Here is a 17,618-nt window from a genome sequence, read left to right as displayed (position 1 = left end):
TAGTTTGCCACGCGCGAGCCCCCACCGCCGCCCCCGCCGCCATCTTCGCCGCGCCGGTCTTCCACATTGTCGCTTTCGCGATTGCCTTCCCATTTCATGATATTTACTCCTGCTGTGCTTGTGCGATTGCGCTCTACGGTTGATGGATGACGCCTCAATATGCCACTTGCGACGAATCTTGTTATTATCGCAGTAAACGACACCGCGACAGGGGCGACAATGTTACCCTTTGCAACTTTCCATCGACTCCACAACAGGTACACGCATGGCGCTTGCCAACGATACACGCATTTCTCCCACGGCGGTGGTCCAGGCGCAACTGGACGCCTACAATGCCCACGACGTGGCCGCCTTGCTGGCCATCTACGCCGATGACGCAGAGCAATTCCAGCATCCCGATACCTTGCTGGCCCAAGGCGGCTCGCAAATCGGCCCCCGCTTCACGGCCCGTTTCGCCGCCAGCCAGCCCCGGGCGCAGTTGCTCAACCGCATCGCCTGCGGCAAGCTGGTGATCGATCATGAAATCGTCCATGGCGACACGGACGATGGGGTGTCGGCACAGGAACTGGTGGCGACCTATGAGGTGGAGCAGGGCCGCATCCGCCGTGCCTGGTTCAGCTTTGGCGCGTTGACGCGCCTGCGCGTGGCGCTGCCGGCCGACGTGCCTGCAATGAATGCGCTGATCGCCCGTTCCGGCGTGGCGCTGAGCGCGGGATTCTATACATTGGAACAGGCCGAGGCCGTGACGCGCCACGTGTTCGGCGTCGATACGCAGCTCGTTGCCGACCGCACGTATTTCGTGATCGAACGCGCTTGCGCCATGCTGGCCTGCGGCGGCTGGAGCCGGCGCGCCACCCTGTATGGCGCTGACCGCGCCAAGAGCGGGCCGGACCCGTTGCTCGATCCGGCCAGCCAGCCGGGCCGCATCCGCGCCTTCTTTGTGGAGCCAGCGGCCGCGCGCCAGGGCCTGGGCAGCATGCTGATGCGCCATTGCGAACGGCAGGCGCGGGCCGCGGGTTTTACGGCACTGGAATTGGCCGCCACCTTGCCCGGTGTGCCGCTGTACCTCGCCAGCGGCTTTTCCGTCACGGAAGATTTTCACCTCGACTTGCCCAACGCGATCAAACTGCCGCTGGCGCGCATGCACAAGCGGCTGTAAGGCTCTTTACCAGGGCAGCGGCGCCTTTTCGCCATTGGCGTGCTCGCCGTAGTACAGCGACGGCAAAAAGCGCGACAGATAGGTAAATTCGCTGTAGCAATGGCGCAGCAAATTCAGGCCCAGCACGTCGGGCACGTCGCGCACGGGATTGAGGCTGTTGCGGCCCAGCAAGAAGCGGCTGCGCAGCACGCAGCCCGTGGGCGTGTCGCGCGTCAGGTGCAGCATTTCGCCATCGAGCGGATCGCCGTACGGGTCGAGCACGACGTAATCGCCAAAGCCGATGCGGGCGCAGATGGCGGCCGACAGGGCGCCGCTGTCCCTTGCCTGCTGCAGCTGCGCCGGGTCAAAGACTTCCTTTGGATCATGGAACTTCAGCTTGGCTTTCACGGGTGGAATATCGCCCAAGGACTCCACTGCCTCGATCGAGGCGCCGTAGTAACTCTCTCCCTTTTTCCACGCGCTGTTCCAGCCGTGATGGGCCACGTGGTCGTGCGGATGCCACCACTTGATGTGCTGCGTCGTCTCGAAAAATGTAAACCACCAGTCCAGCATGCGCCCGCTGCAGCCGTGCAGCTCGGTGCGCGCCGCCACCAGCAGGCAACCATCGTCGAGGCGCGTGATGCCCGTTTCCAGGTGCAGGGGAAACGGGTCGAGCAAGTCGCCCGTGCCGGTGATGCTCCATGGGAATGCATTGTGCGTGTAGCTCGTCATGTCGTTCTCCTTTGTTGGGGTGAGCCAATTATATATTAAAGAAACGAAGAACGTTTCCGAAATGTGTTTCAGTGTAAAATTGTCCATCGATCAAGCTTGGAGCCGGCATGCAGGAAGAAGAGAGCAAGGCAGAGAGCAAGGCTGTGCGTGGACGGGGCCGTCCGGCGCGTCCACCCGAGGAGGCGCGCGATGCGGCCGTGCAGGCGGCCACCTGGCTGCTGCTGAATGAAGGTTATGCCGCCACGACCATGGAAGCGGTGGCGCGCCACGCGGGCATGGCAAAGAAGTCGCTGTATCAGTATGCGGCCAACCGCGAGGAACTCGTGGCCCTGGTAGTGCGCGGCTGGACGGATGCGTTCCTGCCCGCCATGGCGCACGATGCGGCCGCGCCCGGCGAGGTCCTGCCATTATTGAAGGAGGTCTTGCAGGCGATGGCCGCGCGCGTGCTGACGGCGGACGCCGTGGGCCTGTTCCGTCTGCTGTGCACGGAGTTTCCCGCCCGCGCCGATTTGCTGGCCGTGTATCAGCGCAACGGCATCGAGCGGGGCACGGCCTTGCTGGCCCAGTGGTTGCAGCGCCAGGCCGCGCGCGGCCATCTGGTGCTGCAGGATGGGCACGATGGGCACGAACTGGCCGGCTTGCTGCTGGCCATGGTAATCGCCGAGCCGCTGCGGCAGATGGCGCTTGGCTTGCTGGCGCCCGTGCCGGCCTGGGATGCGGCACCGCGCATCGACGCGGCGCTGCGATTGCTGGGCGGCCAGTCGTTCAAGGTCGCTGGTGCTTCAGCGCTTCGCGGTAGCTGAGGGGGGAGAGCCGTTGGCGATGCTCTGTGGCAAAAGCTAGCACCTCTGTCGGCGCGTGGCGCGCGTAATCGCGCAAGGCCCAGCCGATGGCCTTGCGGATGAAAAACTCGTCTTCGTGGGCCAGCGCCAGTGCTGCGCCGAACAGCCAGCCGGCATCCGTGTCGGCGCGCCAGCCCAGCTGGTGCAGCATGGCGATGCGGCGCAGCCAGAGGTCCTCGTGGCGCAAGGCGCCATCCATGTGCGCATGGCCATCGCCGCCGCGCTGGCGCTCCGCCTGCAGCACCTCGCCCACGATGCCCGCCATGCCGTCGACGCTGTCCCACCACGCGCGCTGGCGCGCCAGGCCGAGCAGGGCGGGGAGGTGTTCGACGCCCAGTTGCCGCCGGTGCAGGGCCAGCATGTCGAGCGCCACGTGCTGGTACTCGCGCTCTGGCTGCTGCCACAGCAGTTGCGCATGTTCCAGCAGCACCTCGGCCCCCACGCCTTTCAAGCCCGCCAGCAAGCCCCTGGCGGCCAGCCGCCGCTGCGGTGCTGCCACGCCCAGGAAAACGAACTGGCCGCGCATGTAGGCCTGCATGGGCTCTGCGCGGCCCGGTTCGGCGGCCGCTTCCAGCGCGGCTTTCAATTCTGCATGTAGATTCATGGCATCTCGCTTTCTTTCAGGCGTAAAAAAAGCGCTCACCGGGAGCGCTTTTTCATGCCGATCCAATATTACTGAATCTTGGCTTTTTTCATGAGTTCATCGCGGTAGGCGGCGAGTTTTTTCTGTTGCAGCGACTCGGCTACCTGGCCCTTGACTTCTTCCAGTGCCGGCAGCTTCGTCGGACGGGTTTCTTCCAGCTTGATCACGTGGAAGCCGAATTGCGATTGCACGGGCGTTTGCGTGACCTGGCCTGGCTTCAGGGCGACCATGGCGTCGGAGAATGGCTTGACGTACGAAGCCGGGCTAGCCCAGTCCAGGTCGCCGCCATTGGCTGCGGAACCGTCTTTCGACACTTTCGCCAGTTCTTCGAACTTGGCGCCGCCTTTCAGCTTGGCGATGATGTCTTTCGCTTCCGCTTCGGTGGCCACCAGGATGTGGCGTGCATGGTATTCCTTGTCGCCCGCTTGTGCCTTGAACTTGTCGTATTCGGCCTTGATTTCAGCGTCCTTGACAGGGTTCTTCTTGACGTAGTCGGCCAGCAGGGCATTGATGATGATGCTTTGACGGGCATTGTCGATCTGCGACTTGACTTCCGGACGCGTGCCGTAGCCTTGCTTGTCGGCTTCCTGGATCAGCACTTCGCGGCCGATCAGGTCTTTCTTGATGGCTTCGCGCAATTGCGGCGAATCGGCTTGCTTGCCTTGGGCGACGACTTGCTTGACGACCTGGTCGACGCGCGACGATGGGATGGCCTTGCCATTCACGGTGGCCACGTTTTGCGCGAACGCAGGGATCGCGGCTACGGCGACCAGGGCTAAGATCAGGCGGGCTGGCTTCAAAATCATGTTCATTCCTAATAAATATACTAAAAATCGATATACGCGACTGGCGCGCAGTGCGCATTCAGGCGCAGAATACACGACCGGCGCCGAAAAGGGCGCCGGGGAGGTCAGTTCTTACTGAACTTTCGCTTTTTTGATCATTTCTTCCTGATACGCTTGCAGTTTCTTTTGCTGCAGCGCTTCGGCGATCTGTGGCTTGACTTCTTCCAGGGTCGGCAGTTTTGCCGCGCGGGTGTCGTCCAGCTTGATCACGTGGAAACCGTTAGGCGTTTGCACCGGGGTGTCGGTAACCTGGCCCTTTTGCAGTTTCACGAAGGCGTCCGAGAACACTTTCGGGAACGACGACGGGGCTGCCCAGTCCAGGTCGCCGCCATTGTCGGCCGAACCGGTATCTTTCGATTGCTTGGCCAGATCTTCGAACTTGGCGCCGCCTTTCAGCTTGGCGATGATGTCTTTCGCCTCTGCTTCGGTGCCCACGAGGATGTGGCGTACGTGGTATTCCTTGTCGCCCGTCTGCGCCACGAAGCGGTCGTATTCGGCCTTGATTTCAGCGTCGTTGACCGGGTTCTTTTTCAGGTAGTCGCCGACCAGGGCGTTGATGACGATGGCTTGGCGTGCGTTCTCGATTTGCTGCTTGACGGCTGCATCTTTACCGAAACCTTTGTTTTCCGCTTCTTGCATCAGCACTTCACGGCCGATCAAGTCTTTCTTGATCATTTCGCGCAGTTGCGGCGAATCCGGTTGCTGGCCTTGGGCGACGACTTGCTTGACGACTGCATCAACGCGCGAAGATGGGATAGGCTTGCCATTAACAACGGCAACATTTTGCGCAAAAACAGGTACCGCGACAACGGCGAGTAGTGCGATCAGCAAGCGGGCTGGCTTAAAAGTCATTATTAAATCCTGTTAGGGAAAGTTTCGTAAAAAACGCATGGGAAGAAAACGCGTGCATGGCGCTTGCGGCAAATGGCATACCAAGTCGCCCCGGTACGCCAAAAACGCCGTCCTTACACTACTTCGGACGGCGCCAGGGCCACAATCGCCAATGCATGTATCTCATTATGCATCATATCGTGCACGGAATCATACACCAGTCGATGACGCATGACGAGTCTGAGCCCCTCAAATTGACTAGAAATTATGCGCAGATTGTAATGGCCTCCGCCCGAGGCGGCGCCCGCATGGCCCCGGTGGCGCGCCGAGTCGTCTTCCAGCACGCATTCCAGAGGGGAAAGTGCCGTTTCCAGGCGGGTACGAATGCGCTGCATGCGCGTTTCCGGCGCGGTGTTTTCAGTGGTGGAGCTCATCATGCGTCTTCCTTGATATGTTTGGCCAGGAACAGGGTTTGCGCCACGATGAAGGCAAAGAAGATGCCCGTCGCGCCAAACGCTTTAAAACTGACCCAGGCGGCCATGTCGCCCTTGTACAGCACGAAGGCGACGAACAGGTTCAGTGCGCCGATGGCGCCGAAGAAGATGATCCATGCGGCCAGCAGCTGGTTCCAGACGGCATCGGGCAACTGCACTTGCGCTTCCATGGTCTTGCGGATCAGGTTTTTCTTGAAACCCACGTGGGCGATCAAGAGGGCCAGGCCGGACAGCCAGTAGATCAGGGTCGGCTTCCATTTCAGGAAGAAATCGTCATGCAGATAGATGCTGGCGCCGCCGAACACGACAAAGATGAACAGCGACAGCCACAGCATGCCGTCCACCTTGCGGCCGCGCAGCAGCAGATAGCTGACCTGGCAAGCCGTGGCGATGATGCCGACGAGGGTGGCAAGTATCCACGGCGCCTGGTCGGCCTTGATCAGGCCGCCAGACACGAAGCCGGACAAATATTGCTGCACGAAATCGTGCGTGGCCGCTTCATACATGCCGCCCAATTTGAAGGCGGTGAAGAAGGCAATCAGGGGGAATAGGTCGAATAGAAATTTCATGGCGAGACTTTACACTGGTCTTATTAGAATCATCTTAGGAATGGCTTAGGAGCAACGCCCAAGCCATCGCCAGATCAAGGCTGCGGATCGAAGCGCAAGGAGGCCGAATTGATGCAATAGCGCAAGCCGGTCGGCGGCGGGCCGTCCGGGAAGACGTGGCCCAGGTGGGCGTCGCAGACGGCGCAGACGATTTCCGTGCGCAGCATGCCGTGGCTGCGATCGGTGATTTCCGTCACGTTGGCCGGGTCCAGCGCCTGGAAGTAGCTGGGCCAGCCGCAGCCCGAGTCGAACTTGGTGTCCGACGCGAACAGGGGCGTGTTGCAGCAGACGCAGGTGTAGATGCCGTGTTCATGGTGGTCCCAGAACTTGCCCGTGAAGGCCCGTTCCGTGGCCGCGTGGCGCGTGACTTCGTATTGCATCGAGTCGAGCATGGCGCGCCATTCGGCGTCGGTTTTCTTGACTTTATTCGTGGTCATAATGACTCCTTAGGATGAGCAGCTGACTTCAAGGTGGCTGGCCCAGTCGGGCGGCAGGGCCGCATAGTGCTGGTGTTCGGGCTGTTCGTCAAATGGCTTTTGCAAAACTTCCAGCAATGTCGCCACTTCCGTGTAGTCCTGCTGCTGGGCTTTCTCGATGGCCACTTGCGCCAGATAGTTGCGCAGCACGTATTTCGGGTTGACGCCGTTCATGGCCGCTTGCCGTTCGGCATCGACGCTGTTTTCCAGCAAGAGGCGCGCGCGGTATTGTGCTGCCCACGCATCGAAGGCGGGGCGGTCGATGAACATGTCGCGCAGCATGGTGTCATGTTCGGGCGCCGCCACCTGCAGTGTAGACAAGGCGCGGAAGAAGTTCGTGAAATCCACATGATTGGCTTGCATCAGCGCAAACATGTTGTCGAACAAGGCCGTATCGCCGTCCTGGCTCGTTTGCAAGCCCAGCTTGGCGCGCAGCAAGCTATTCATTTTCTCGGCGAACGCGCCCTGGTACGTGTCCAGCGCCGCCTGCGCCAGTTCCACTTCGCCGATCAAGGGCAGCAAAGCCTGGCCCAGCGCATAGCAGTTCCAGTGGCCCACTTGCGGCTGGTTGGCATACGAGTAGCGTCCCTGCTGGTCCGTATGGTTGCAGATGTGTTCCGCGTCAAACGCTTCCATGAAGCCGAACGGGCCGTAATCGAGCGTCAGGCCCAGGATCGACATATTGTCCGTATTCATCACGCCATGCATGAAGCCGACGGCTTGCCACTGCGCGATCATGTGCGCCGTGCGCACGCAGACCTCGGCCAGCAAGGCCTGGTATGGATTTGCTGCGGCGCGCAACTCGGGATAAAAACTGTCGATCACGTAATCGGCGAGGATTTTCAGCTCGTCCGGCTGCTTGCGGTAAAACCAGTGTTCGAACGAGCCGAAGCGCACAAACGTGGGCGCCATGCGCGTGACGACGGCCGCCGTTTCCACCGTTTCGCGCATGATGCCTTGCTGCGAACCCATGATGGCCAGCGCGCGCGAGGTGGGAATGCCAAGCGCCGCCATGGCTTCCGAGCACAGGAATTCGCGGATGGACGAGCGCAGCACGGCGCGCCCGTCGCCCATGCGCGAATACGGCGTGGCGCCAGCGCCTTTCAGCTGCAGTTCCATGGGGCCGCTCGCTGTGGCGATATCGCCCAGCAGGATGGCGCGGCCGTCGCCCAGCTGGCCGGCCCAGACGCCGAACTGGTGGCCCGAATACACGGCCGACAGGGGCTGCGAGCGCTCGGCAACCGCATTGCCGGCCAGCAGCGCCACGTAATCAGGCTCGGCCAGACGCGCCGCATCAAGGCCGATCAGGGCGGCGGCCGGCGCGCTGGCGGCCACGAAATATGGGGCGGGCAGGGGCGTGGGCATCAAGCGCGTATAGAACGCGGGCGGCAGGGCCGCAAAGGCGTTATCCAGTGGTAAGGTATGAGCGGTGATGGCAATTCCAGTCAAATAAGATGGACCGGCAAGGTGCGCCAGCCTGGAATGCGATTTTACCGCACCGCGCCAGGGCGCGTGGCGCTTGCCCATGCGGCTGGAAACGGAATCAAAAATTCCATGCTGCAGCGCAATATCGAAATGCGTTGACGATTTCCGCACGACCGTACGAAACTAGGAAAAATCTGTCAATTCCAACAATAACCGAGTAGCCACCCCAGGAGACACGATGTCGGCATTCCCCTTGAGTCCAGTGATGGGCCAGATGATGAATCAGCCCCTGCTGATTTCCAGCATTATCGAGTTTGCAGCGCGTCATTATGGCGGCAGCGAAATCATTTCGCGCCGGGTGGAAGGCGATATGCACCGCTACACCTACCGCGATTGCCACCAGCGCGCGCGCCGGCTGGCCAATGCCTTGCATGGCCTCGGCGTCGGCATGGGCGACCGGGTCGCGACCCTGGCCTGGAATGGCTACCGCCACCTGGAAGCCTATTATGCCGTGTCCGGCTCGGGCGCCGTCTTGCACACGATTAACCCGCGCCTGTTTCCCGACCAGATCGCCTACATCTCAAACCACGCGGAAGACCAGGTTTTATTGTTCGATCTGACCTTTTTGCCCGTGGTGGAGAAAATCGCCGCCGACTGCACCTTTGTCCGCCATTTCGTGCTGATGTGCGACCGCGAGCGGATGCCCGCCAGCAGCACCATCCCCGACCTGCTGTGCTATGAAGACTTGATCGCCACGCATTCGGACGACTACGCATGGCCCTTGTTCGACGAGAACTCGGCCGCCACCCTGTGCTATACGTCGGGCACGACGGGCAATCCCAAGGGCGCCCTGTATTCGCACCGCTCGACCGTGCTGCACGCGTATGCGTCGGCCATGCCCAGCGCCCTGAACGTGCGCGCCTCCGACACGGTGCTGCCCGTCGTGCCCATGTTCCACGTGAATGCCTGGGGCTTGCCGTATTCCGTGCCACTGTCCGGCGCGCGCATGGTGTTTCCCGGCGCGGCGCTGGACGGCAAGTCGCTGTATGAATTGTTCGAGGCGGAAAAAGTGACGTTCTCGGCCGGCGTGCCCACCGTCTGGCTGGGCTTGCTGAATCACGCCTTGCAGAATAACTTGACGTTTTCCACCTTCCGCCGCACGGTGATCGGCGGCGCGGCGTGCCCGCCGGCCATGATGGACACCCTGATCGACAAGTTCGACATCGAGGTCATCCACGCCTGGGGCATGACGGAAATGTCGCCGCTGGGGACGGCGGGCGGCTTGCAGACCAAGCACCTGGACTTGCCGAAGGACGAGCAGCGCAAGATCCTGCAAAAGCAGGGCCACGCGATCTACGGCGTGGACATGAAGATCGTCGACGACGACGGCAAGGAATTGCCGTGGGATGGCGTGGCGTATGGCCATCTGCTGGTGAAGGGACCGTGGATCATTTCCTCGTATTACAAGAACGAGGGCGGCGAGGTGCTGCAGGACGGCTGGTTCCCCACGGGCGACGTGGCCACCATCGATGCGGACGGCTACATGCAGATCACGGACCGCAGCAAGGACGTGATCAAGTCGGGCGGCGAGTGGATCGGCACCATCGACCTGGAAAACCTGGCCATGGCGCACCCGGCCGTACTGCAGGCGGCCTGCATCGGCGTGTTCCACCCGAAATGGGACGAGCGTCCCGTGCTCGTCGTGGTGTTGCGTCCCGGCATGACGGTCACGCGCGACGCCTTGCTGCAGTTCTTTGAGGGCAAGATCGCCAAGTGGTGGACGCCCGACGACGTGCTGTTCATCGACGCCTTGCCCATGGGCGCCACGGGCAAGATCCAGAAGAACAAGCTGCGCGAGCAGTTCAAGGGACACCAGTTGCCGGGGATGTAAGGCAAGCTAGGCCGCTCGCGGCAGCGCCGTCTCCAGCTTTTCCAGCAAATGATCGCACTGGAAGACGGACAGGGTCTGGCGCTGCGCATCCGTGCCGATGTCGATCATTTCATCCATTTCGCTGCGCAAGTCGTCGTGCTCTCCCGTGCGGATGATTTGCGGCGCCGCAAAGCGCTGGCTGTCGGAAATGGTCATGATGTTGTCGACGTGGTCGACAAGGAAGCCGTAGCGTTCGGCGCCCCGTTCCACGATCAAGATCTTGCCGCTGCTGGCGTCCGGCAGGGCCGGCATCGCATACAGCTGGCGCAGATCGATGATGCTGATCATTTGCTGGCGCAAGTTGAGCATGCCGAGCATGCAGGCCGGCATCCCCGGCGGCGTGGTGATGGCGTGGCTGAAATCGATGATTTCGCGCACTTGCCCGATTTCCACGGCGAAGCGGGTTTCCACTGTAAACGTAATGTAGACGCGGCGCCGCGCCTTGTGCGTGGCGGCGCCCATTTCCGTGTCGGCCGGGTACAGGCGCGCGTGGCCGTCGCGCATCTCGACGATCTCCGCCTGCGACAGGATGTCCTTGTGGTTCAGGAAAATGATGTCGCCCAGGCCCTCTTTCGTGATGCAGCCGGCAAACATGGCGGCGCGCGCCTTGCTCAGCAGGGGAATCGGCAACACCTGGTCGCCAAAGAAATGCACGATGCTGTCGACGGAGTCGACGAGGAAGCCCACGGTCGTGCCGTCGAGGCGCACGACGATGACGCGCTGGTCCGGCGTGGCTTCCCTGGCCGCCTTGTCGTACGCAGGCGCCTGCAGCAGGGCGCCGAAGTCGACGACGGCCACCTGGTTGCCGCGGAAATGCATGCGCCCCAGGCACAGTTCGTTGTTCAGCAGGGAACTGTGCAGTTCCGGCACCTTGATGATTTCCTGGATGGCCAGCATTTCGAAGGCAAACGTGGCGCCGGCCGCATGGAAGCTGACGCATTGCCGGCGTTCGCTTTGCGCATGGTAGCGGGCCGTGCTCAGCTTGGCGCCCGTCGCCTGCAGCGCCAATACGTGGGGCACGTTTTCGATGCGCAGCAGGGCGTGCGGGTCGAGTATCTGCAGCAGGCGCGCGCCGCCATCGAGCAAAATCGTGCCGGCGATGACGGCCTGGCTGTCGCCGGCCGCATATTGCAGGGCGCTGCGCGCGCTGGCGGGCACGCGCAGGATTTCGCCCGTATCCTGGAAGACGATGCCGATCAGTACTTGCTGGAAATCGAGGATGGCGATCTTGTCCGTGGCCACGGCGCGCGGCGCATCAGCGCGGAACAAGCGCCCCAGGTTGACCACCGGAATGACGCTGCCGCGCAAGGTGAACATGCCTTCCAGATACGCGGGCGACAGGGGCAGGGCCGTGACTTTCGCGGGGTAGTTCACCACTTCGCGGATGCAGCTGGCGGGCAGGGCGAATTCATCGCCGCCCAGGTGGAAGGAGCCGAACAGTTCGGCGGCCGTGTCGCTTGCGCCATGGGCCTGCAAGCCCGTCGCTTCATGCATATCCATATGCGCCTTCCTTGCGTGGAATCCATTCGGGTGGTGCCACCACCTCGGTGACGGCGTAGCTGTGCCGGGCGCAATCGATCAGCAACTGGCGGCCGTGGCGGCCTCCCAGCGCGCAAAAACTGACGTGCAAGCCGCACTGGGCCAGGTATTTTTGCGCCGCCTCCGCGTTTTGCCGGCCCACCTGCAGGCGGCCATGGACGTGGGCGGGGCCGAACATGCTGGCGCCGCCTGCCAGCACCACCTCGATATCGGCATAATCGGCCTGGCGCACGCCCATCAGGCGCAGCAACGAGGGCACGGCCTGGCTCACATAACGGGCGCCAAGGGCATGCCCGGCACCGGGCGCTTCCGGCAGCAAGCAGTGGGCCAGGCCGCAGCAGGGGCCGTTTTTCCAGATGAAGCCGATGCCGATACAGGAGCCGAGCAAGGCTTGCAGCTGCTCTCCATGCGTACCGACGCTAAGTTGCCCCATGCCAACATGTTGCGGCGCCAGGCCATGTTCGATGATGATGCTCATGCGCTGCCCGCCTTGTAAATCATGGGAAATTCGAACTGATAGCCGGTACCGAGGCGGGCGATCGTTTCCGACTCGCCCAGGATCAGCCGGCCTTCATCCTTGAGACTCAGGCGCGTCTGGCGCAGCACGGCTTCCTGGTGCTCCGCGTCGAAATAAATCAGTACATTGCGCAGGAACACCAGGTCGAATTGGCGCGCCGGGCGCAGCGCTTCGAGCAAGTTATGCTGGGCAAAGCTGACATGCTGCCGCAGCTCGTCGTTGACCTTGACGCCATATGGCGCGGGCGAGAAATATTTGCGCAGCAAGTCCGGGTGCGACAGCCGGATGCGCTCGACGGAGCGCCCGCTGTACTGGCCGGCCTTTGCCGCCGCGAGGATCTGCTGCGAAATGTCGCTGGCCAGGATCTGATAGCGGAAGGCGGGCACTTGCAGCTTGAATTGCTCGCACAGCATGGCGATCGAATACAGCTCCTCGCCACTGGCGGCGGCCGCCGACCAGATGGCGAGGCAGCCGTCGGGATGGGCGCGCGCCCAGGCGGGCAGGTAGCGGTCGCGGAAGTAGTCCCAGACCTGCGGCGTGCGGAAGAACAGGGTGTCGTTGGTGGTCACCAGGTCGATGAAATGGGCGACCTCGTCGCGGTCGCTGGCCACCCGGTCCAGGTACGCCTGGTAGTTGGTCAGGGACAGCGCATGCAACCGTGGCTGCAAACGCCGTTCCAGCAAGACGCTCTTGCGCGCGGTCATGGCGATGCCCGTATGCTGGCGCACCAGCGCGATCAGCGTCGTCAGCACCTCGGGCGTCAAGGTGGCCGCGTGGCTCATGGCCTACACCACGAAGCCGGAGACAGTCTGGTTCAGGCTGCCCGCGCGCTCGTTCAAGCCATCCGTCGAACGGGCGATGCTGTCGCAGTTGGCGGCCGACTTTTCCGTTTCCTCGGCGATGTACTGGATCGCCGTCGACACTTCGCGCGCCGTCAGTAGCTGCTCGTTGGCCGCCTTCGAGATATCGGAAATGGCCAGCGTGGTCTTCGCCACGCCCGAGACGATCTTGTCGAAGGCGTCGCTGGCCTGGCGCGAAATCTCGCTGCCGGTGGACACCCGCTTGACGGATTCGTTGATCAGCTTGGAAATTTCCTTGGTCGCCTGCGAGGAACGCTCGGCCAGCTTGCGCACTTCGTCGGCGACGACGGAAAAGCCCAGGCCGTGCTCGCCCGCGCGCGCCGCCTCGATGGCCGCATTGAAGGCCAGCATGTTGGTCTGGTTGGCGATTTCGCTGATGACCTTGACGATTTCGCCGATGTCTTCCGACGAGCGGTTGATCAGGTCCATCGCCTCGATCGATTTGGCGACGGCGCGCGCGCCCGATTCCGCTTCCTGCTGCGTGGCTTTCGCCAGCGAATCGGCGTTCGAAGTGTTTTCCGCGATGGAATTGATGGAAAACGTCAAGCCGTCGATGGAGGCGTTCATTTCTTCCACCGTGGCCCCCAGCGCCTGCGTGCCCACGGCTACGCCCGTGGCCCGTTCGGCGATCGTGTGCGAAGCCTCGGCAAAGCCGTTGGCCGCCGATACCACGTTGCCGATGACGCCGCGCAAGTCGACGATCATCTTGCTGATGCCGCCGGCCAGCAAATCGATCGGTTCGTCGCCTTCGGGCACGATATGGCAGGTCAGGTCGCCTTGCGCCGCGCGCGCCACCGAGTCGAGCAGGGCATTGACCTTGCGGCTGTCGTTGGCGGCCTTGGCCTGGATGCTGTTTTCCAGGTTCACCTGGTCCGTGATGTCGATGGCGAACTTGACCACTTTATACGGCTTGCCGTTCAGGTCGAGGATGGGGTTGTAGGTCGCTTGTATCCACACCACCTTGCCATGGTTGCCCAGGCGCTTGTAGCGGCCCGCGTCGAATTCGCCCCGGTTGAGTTTTTGCCAGAATTTCTTGTACTCGGCGCTGCCCGCATACTCGGGCTCGCAGAACATGCGGTGGTGTTCGCCCTGGATATCGCTCAAGTCATAGTCCATGACGGCGAGGAAATTGCCGTTGGCTTCGAGCACCTTGCCCTGCATGTCGAATTCGATCACGGCCTGTGCCTTGCCGATGGCGCTGACCTTGCCTTCGTATTCGGCATTGCGCTTTTTCAGGGCCGTCACATCGCTGGCGAACTTGACTACCTTGAAGGGGCGGCCCTCCGCGTCAAAGATGGGGTTGTACGAGGCATTGAGCCAGATTTCGCGTCCGTCCTTGGTCACGCGCTTGTATTCGCCTGCGTCGAACTCGCCCTTGCCCAGTTTTTGCCAGAACTGCGCGTACTCCTCGCTCTTGGCGTACTCGGGCTCGCAAAACATGCGGTGGTGCTTGCCTTCGATCTCGTCGAGCGTGTAGCCGACGGACTTGAGGAAATTGTCGTTGGCGCGGATGATGGTACCGTCGAGCCGGAACTCGATCACGGCCTGGGCCTTGCTGATGGCGTCGATCTTGCCTTCGTAATCGGCGTTGCGGTGCTTGCTGGCCGTGATGTCGGTGGCGAACTTGATGACTTTATACGGTTTGCCGTCCGCGTCGAGGATGGGGTTGTAGGAAGCGTTGATCCACACTTCGCGGCCATCCCTGGCGCGGCGCTTGTATTCGCCCTGGTCGAATTCGCCGCGTGCCAGCTTGGCCCAGAAGTTGGCGTATTCCGCCGTTTTTACATACTCGGGATCGCAGAAGATGGCATGGTGCTTGCCTTGCACCTCGGCCAGGCTGTATCCGACGACACGCAGGAAATTGTCATTCGCATGCAGGATGGTGCCGTCGAGTTCGAATTCGATGACGGCCTGGACACGGTTCAATGCAGTATTTATCGCTTCTAAGTCCAGATCCTGCGTGGGGCTGACATGGCTGGCTGCGTCCATAGTATGTCCTTCGATATGAGAAGAGGAATGGGGGCGATAAGGCTGCTGTTATTATTTTTCTGCTATCCGTATAAGGCAAAAATGTCATTGCATCGGCCGTGATTTGGTGATAATCGGTGAGAATGTGCGCAATGAACTGCCGCCCATGTTTTTTCTGCGCTTGGCCTATAGGAGATAAATTGTAGAGTATTGATTTGAATCAATAATTTTATTATTCCCCAGCGTCTGGCGAAAAACAAGGGGAGGGAATAAATAATGTAAGAATTGTCGTAATTACCCCATGCCGGCATATCACAAACGCATTCCTTCGCATAATAAAACGACGTTATTATTATTGTGGTTTTGTTATTTGAATGAATATCCAATTGATAGCTTCTGCCGGAGTTTGCTGCTTGTAGCAGAATCGATCCGCAAACGATGTTGTACCATGGCGTAGCATGCTGGCGGCCGTGCGCACTGTACAAAAATAATACGAGCGTTCTTTTATGCGGTATAGTAAAGCTTCATCCCTTGCAACCACCTCATACGTTGAGCAAAACCAATAAGGAAGAGACATGAGTGCTGAATATCAAGTGAACGGCGCCGTTGCCGTCATTACCCTGGCCAATCCGCCCGTCAATGGTCTGGGCCTGGCGACGCGCACGGCCGCCGTGGCCGGCATCCGCCAGGCGCTGGAGGACGAGTCCGTCAAAGCCATCGTCATCACGGGCGCCGGCAAGGCCTTTTCGGGCGGCGCCGATATCAAGGAATTCAATTCGCCCAAGGCGCTCACGGAACCGACCCTGCACACCCTGATCAACGTCGTCGAACAGTCGACCAAGCCCATCGTGGCAGCGATCCACAGCGTCTGCATGGGTGGCGGCCTGGAGCTGGCGCTCGGTTGCAACTACCGCGTGGCGGCGCCTGGCGCGCAGATGGCCTTGCCGGAAGTCAAACTCGGCATCTTGCCGGGCGCGGGCGGCACGCAGCGCCTGCCGCGTGTGCTGGGCCTGGAAATGGCCCTCAACATGATCGTCTCGGGCACGCCCGTGGCGTCCGAAAAACTGGCCGGCACGGCCCTGTTCGACGAAGTCATCGCCCCCGGCGCCGACTTGCTGGCCGCCGCCGTGGCCTTCGCCACGAAGATAGCCGACGTGCGCCCGCTGCCGAAAGTGCGCGAGCGCAAGGTCGATTACCCGAACCATGAAGCGTTCCTGCAGTTTTCGCGCAATACCGTCAAAGCCATGTCTGGCCCGTTCCCCGCACCGCTCAAATGCGTCGATGCCGTGGCGGCCGCCGTGACGATGAAATTCGACGATGGCTTGAAGTACGAGCGCGAACTGTTCATGCAGCTGGTGCAGTCGCCCGAATCGAAAGCCTTGCGCCACGCCTTCTTTGCCGAGAGGGTCGCCAGCAAGGTGCCCGATGTGCCGTCCGATACGCCCGTGCGCACGATCGCCAGCGCGGCCATCGTGGGCGCCGGCACCATGGGCGGCGGCATCGCCATGAACTTCGCCAACGCGGGCATTCCCGTGATGCTGCTGGAAACGAAGCAGGAAGCGCTGGACAAGGGCCTGGCCACGATCCGCAAGAATTACGAAAACACGGTCAAGAAGGGCAAGCTGACGCAAGAGAAGGCCGAGCAGCGCATCGCGCTCGTTTCCGGCACGTTGGCGTATGCCGACATCGCGCAAGCCGACATCGTCATCGAAGCCGTGTTCGAAGAGCTGGGCGTGAAGGAAACCGTCTTCAAGCAGCTTGACGCCGTCATGAAGCCGGGCGCCATCCTTGCCTCGAACACGTCCACCCTGGACCTGGACAAGATCGCCGCCTTCACCCAGCGCCCGCAGGACGTGATCGGCACGCATTTCTTCAGCCCCGCGAACGTCATGAAGCTGCTGGAAATCGTCCGCGGCAAGGAAACGGGCAAGGACGTGCTGGCGACGGCGCTGGCGCTGTCGAAAAAGCTGAAAAAAACGGGCGTCGTCTCGGGCGTATGCGACGGCTTTATCGGCAACCGCATGATCGAGCAATACAGCCGCCAGGCCGGCTTCCTGCTGGAAGAAGGCTGCTTGCCAGAGCAGGTCGACAAGGCCGTCGAGAAGTTCGGCTTCGCCATGGGCCCGTTCCGCATGGGCGACCTGGCCGGCAACGACATCGGCTGGGCCATCCGCAAGCGCCGCTACGTGGAAAAGCCGGACGTCACGTATTCGAAGACGGCCGACCTGCTGTGCGAAATGAAACGCTATGGCCAGAAGACGGGCGCCGGCTGGTATGACTACAAGGCGGGCGACCGCAAGGCGTATCCGTCGGAACAGGTGAATGCGATGATCGTTCAGCATTCCGCCGACATCGGCGTGACGCGGCGCAAGATCAGCGACCAGGAAATCGTCGAACGCCTCGTGTATGCGCTCGTCAATGAAGGCGCGCGCATCCTGGAAGAGGGCATCGCCCTGCGCGCCTCGGATATCGACATGGTGTATCTGACGGGCTACGGCTTCCCGCTGTTCCGCGGCGGCCCGATGTTCTACGCGGACACGGTGGGCTTGCCGAACGTGCTCGATACGATCGCCGGCTACGCCAAAGGCCGCCACGGCGAAGCGTGGACGCCGGCGCCCCTGCTGGTGAAGCTGGCGGGCGAGGGCAAGGGTTTCAATAGCTAAGCCGACGCCAACAGTATTGTCGGATTACGCGCGGCTTTGCCGCGCTAATCCGACCTACCCGGCTCTTGAGCCCTCGTAGAGGCGTAGGTCGGATTAGCGGCGGCACG

General features: G+C 61.6%; 16 protein-coding genes. 4 read left to right on the top strand and 12 right to left on the bottom strand.

Going from position 1 to position 17,618, the window contains the following annotated elements; translation table 11 throughout:
- The first annotated feature begins 265 nt into the window (after positions 1-265).
- Entirely contained in the window at positions 266-1,159 is an 894-nt protein-coding gene (locus tag JAB8_RS29800; protein ID WP_083287556.1) for a GNAT family N-acetyltransferase, read from the top strand.
- Between the two features lie 6 nt (positions 1,160-1,165).
- On the opposite strand, the gene JAB8_RS03630 is transcribed toward JAB8_RS29800, so the two are convergent.
- Positions 1,166-1,870 carry a hydrolase gene (locus JAB8_RS03630; RefSeq protein WP_070288503.1) on the bottom strand — a complete coding sequence of 235 codons (705 nt, stop codon included), beginning with the start codon at positions 1,868-1,870 and terminating at the stop codon, positions 1,166-1,168.
- A gap of 107 nt (positions 1,871-1,977) precedes the next feature.
- Between JAB8_RS03630 and JAB8_RS03625 the strand changes: the two genes are divergently transcribed.
- Positions 1,978-2,673 (top strand): TetR/AcrR family transcriptional regulator, encoded by a 696-nt coding sequence (locus JAB8_RS03625; RefSeq protein ID WP_070288502.1) that lies wholly within the window; start codon positions 1,978-1,980, stop codon positions 2,671-2,673.
- Here JAB8_RS03625 and JAB8_RS03620 read toward each other — a convergent pair.
- The 7 genes from JAB8_RS03620 to JAB8_RS03590 form a co-directional block, all read right to left on the bottom strand.
- Complete coding sequence (locus JAB8_RS03620; RefSeq protein ID WP_070288501.1) at positions 2,636-3,316, bottom strand: DNA alkylation repair protein; 681 nt, start codon at positions 3,314-3,316, stop codon at positions 2,636-2,638. The genes JAB8_RS03625 and JAB8_RS03620 overlap by 38 nt on opposite strands.
- Before the next feature lie 68 nt (positions 3,317-3,384).
- The gene (locus JAB8_RS03615) at positions 3,385-4,161 is read right to left on the bottom strand and encodes a peptidylprolyl isomerase (RefSeq protein ID WP_070288500.1); all 777 of its coding nucleotides are present in this window, start codon (positions 4,159-4,161) and stop codon (positions 3,385-3,387) included.
- A 111-nt stretch (positions 4,162-4,272) separates the two neighbouring features.
- Entirely contained in the window at positions 4,273-5,052 is a 780-nt protein-coding gene (locus tag JAB8_RS03610) for a peptidyl-prolyl cis-trans isomerase (protein WP_070218374.1), read from the bottom strand.
- A 113-nt stretch (positions 5,053-5,165) separates the two neighbouring features.
- Entirely contained in the window at positions 5,166-5,468 is a 303-nt protein-coding gene (locus JAB8_RS03605) for a BolA family protein (RefSeq protein WP_225317325.1), read from the bottom strand.
- Complete coding sequence (locus JAB8_RS03600; protein WP_070218373.1) at positions 5,465-6,094, bottom strand: septation protein A; 630 nt, start codon at positions 6,092-6,094, stop codon at positions 5,465-5,467. The genes JAB8_RS03605 and JAB8_RS03600 overlap by 4 nt, the downstream gene beginning before the upstream one ends.
- Before the next feature lie 74 nt (positions 6,095-6,168).
- Positions 6,169-6,570: a peptide-methionine (R)-S-oxide reductase MsrB gene (gene msrB, locus JAB8_RS03595; protein WP_070288499.1), complete on the bottom strand. Its 402-nt coding sequence runs from the start codon at positions 6,568-6,570 to the stop codon at positions 6,169-6,171.
- Between the two features lie 9 nt (positions 6,571-6,579).
- Complete coding sequence (locus JAB8_RS03590; protein WP_071654379.1) at positions 6,580-8,022, bottom strand: YdiU family protein; 1,443 nt, start codon at positions 8,020-8,022, stop codon at positions 6,580-6,582.
- Between the two features lie 250 nt (positions 8,023-8,272).
- Between JAB8_RS03590 and JAB8_RS03585 the strand changes: the two genes are divergently transcribed.
- Entirely contained in the window at positions 8,273-9,925 is a 1,653-nt protein-coding gene (locus tag JAB8_RS03585) for a 3-(methylthio)propionyl-CoA ligase (RefSeq protein WP_070218371.1), read from the top strand.
- Between the two features lie 6 nt (positions 9,926-9,931).
- On the opposite strand, the gene JAB8_RS03580 is transcribed toward JAB8_RS03585, so the two are convergent.
- From JAB8_RS03580 to JAB8_RS03565, 4 genes are read right to left on the bottom strand one after another with little or no spacing between them, the layout of a single operon-like run.
- Positions 9,932-11,464, bottom strand: a complete 1,533-nt coding sequence (locus JAB8_RS03580) for a chemotaxis protein CheW (protein ID WP_254679434.1) — start codon at positions 11,462-11,464, stop codon at positions 9,932-9,934.
- Positions 11,451-11,981 carry a chemotaxis protein CheD gene (locus JAB8_RS03575; protein ID WP_070288498.1) on the bottom strand — a complete coding sequence of 177 codons (531 nt, stop codon included), beginning with the start codon at positions 11,979-11,981 and terminating at the stop codon, positions 11,451-11,453. The genes JAB8_RS03580 and JAB8_RS03575 overlap by 14 nt, the downstream gene beginning before the upstream one ends.
- Entirely contained in the window at positions 11,978-12,802 is an 825-nt protein-coding gene (locus tag JAB8_RS03570; protein ID WP_070288497.1) for a protein-glutamate O-methyltransferase CheR, read from the bottom strand. Before JAB8_RS03570 ends, JAB8_RS03575 begins: the two co-directional genes overlap by 4 nt.
- A gap of 3 nt (positions 12,803-12,805) precedes the next feature.
- Positions 12,806-14,869: a PAS domain-containing methyl-accepting chemotaxis protein gene (locus JAB8_RS03565; protein WP_071654375.1), complete on the bottom strand. Its 2,064-nt coding sequence runs from the start codon at positions 14,867-14,869 to the stop codon at positions 12,806-12,808.
- A gap of 554 nt (positions 14,870-15,423) precedes the next feature.
- On the opposite strand from JAB8_RS03565, the gene JAB8_RS03560 reads away from it, so the two are divergent.
- On the top strand, positions 15,424-17,511 hold the full coding sequence (locus JAB8_RS03560) for a 3-hydroxyacyl-CoA dehydrogenase NAD-binding domain-containing protein (protein ID WP_070288496.1): 2,088 nt from the start codon (positions 15,424-15,426) through the stop codon (positions 17,509-17,511).
- Positions 17,512-17,618 lie beyond the last annotated feature (107 nt).

The sequence above is a fragment of the Janthinobacterium sp. HH106 genome (assembly GCF_001758725.1).
Taxonomy (GTDB): Bacteria; Pseudomonadota; Gammaproteobacteria; order Burkholderiales; family Burkholderiaceae_D; genus Janthinobacterium.
This window is presented reverse-complemented; position numbering and strand designations above follow the sequence as displayed.

Excerpts from the sequence above, each read along its gene's own strand:
- JAB8_RS29800 (WP_083287556.1), top strand. The coding sequence starts at position 266 with ATGGCGCTTGCCAACGATACACGCATTTCTCCCACGGCGGTGGTCCAG.
- JAB8_RS03630 (WP_070288503.1), bottom strand. The coding sequence starts at position 1,870 with ATGACGAGCTACACGCACAATGCATTCCCATGGAGCATCACCGGCACG.
- JAB8_RS03625 (WP_070288502.1), top strand. The coding sequence starts at position 1,978 with ATGCAGGAAGAAGAGAGCAAGGCAGAGAGCAAGGCTGTGCGTGGACGG.
- JAB8_RS03620 (WP_070288501.1), bottom strand. The coding sequence starts at position 3,316 with ATGAATCTACATGCAGAATTGAAAGCCGCGCTGGAAGCGGCCGCCGAA.
- JAB8_RS03615 (WP_070288500.1), bottom strand. The coding sequence starts at position 4,161 with ATGATTTTGAAGCCAGCCCGCCTGATCTTAGCCCTGGTCGCCGTAGCC.
- JAB8_RS03610 (WP_070218374.1), bottom strand. The coding sequence starts at position 5,052 with ATGACTTTTAAGCCAGCCCGCTTGCTGATCGCACTACTCGCCGTTGTC.
- JAB8_RS03605 (WP_225317325.1), bottom strand. The coding sequence starts at position 5,468 with ATGATGAGCTCCACCACTGAAAACACCGCGCCGGAAACGCGCATGCAG.
- JAB8_RS03600 (WP_070218373.1), bottom strand. The coding sequence starts at position 6,094 with ATGAAATTTCTATTCGACCTATTCCCCCTGATTGCCTTCTTCACCGCC.
- msrB (WP_070288499.1), bottom strand. The coding sequence starts at position 6,570 with ATGACCACGAATAAAGTCAAGAAAACCGACGCCGAATGGCGCGCCATG.
- JAB8_RS03585 (WP_070218371.1), top strand. The coding sequence starts at position 8,273 with ATGTCGGCATTCCCCTTGAGTCCAGTGATGGGCCAGATGATGAATCAG.
- JAB8_RS03580 (WP_254679434.1), bottom strand. The coding sequence starts at position 11,464 with ATGGATATGCATGAAGCGACGGGCTTGCAGGCCCATGGCGCAAGCGAC.
- JAB8_RS03575 (WP_070288498.1), bottom strand. The coding sequence starts at position 11,981 with ATGAGCATCATCATCGAACATGGCCTGGCGCCGCAACATGTTGGCATG.
- JAB8_RS03570 (WP_070288497.1), bottom strand. The coding sequence starts at position 12,802 with ATGAGCCACGCGGCCACCTTGACGCCCGAGGTGCTGACGACGCTGATC.
- JAB8_RS03565 (WP_071654375.1), bottom strand. The coding sequence starts at position 14,869 with ATGGACGCAGCCAGCCATGTCAGCCCCACGCAGGATCTGGACTTAGAA.
- JAB8_RS03560 (WP_070288496.1), top strand. The coding sequence starts at position 15,424 with ATGAGTGCTGAATATCAAGTGAACGGCGCCGTTGCCGTCATTACCCTG.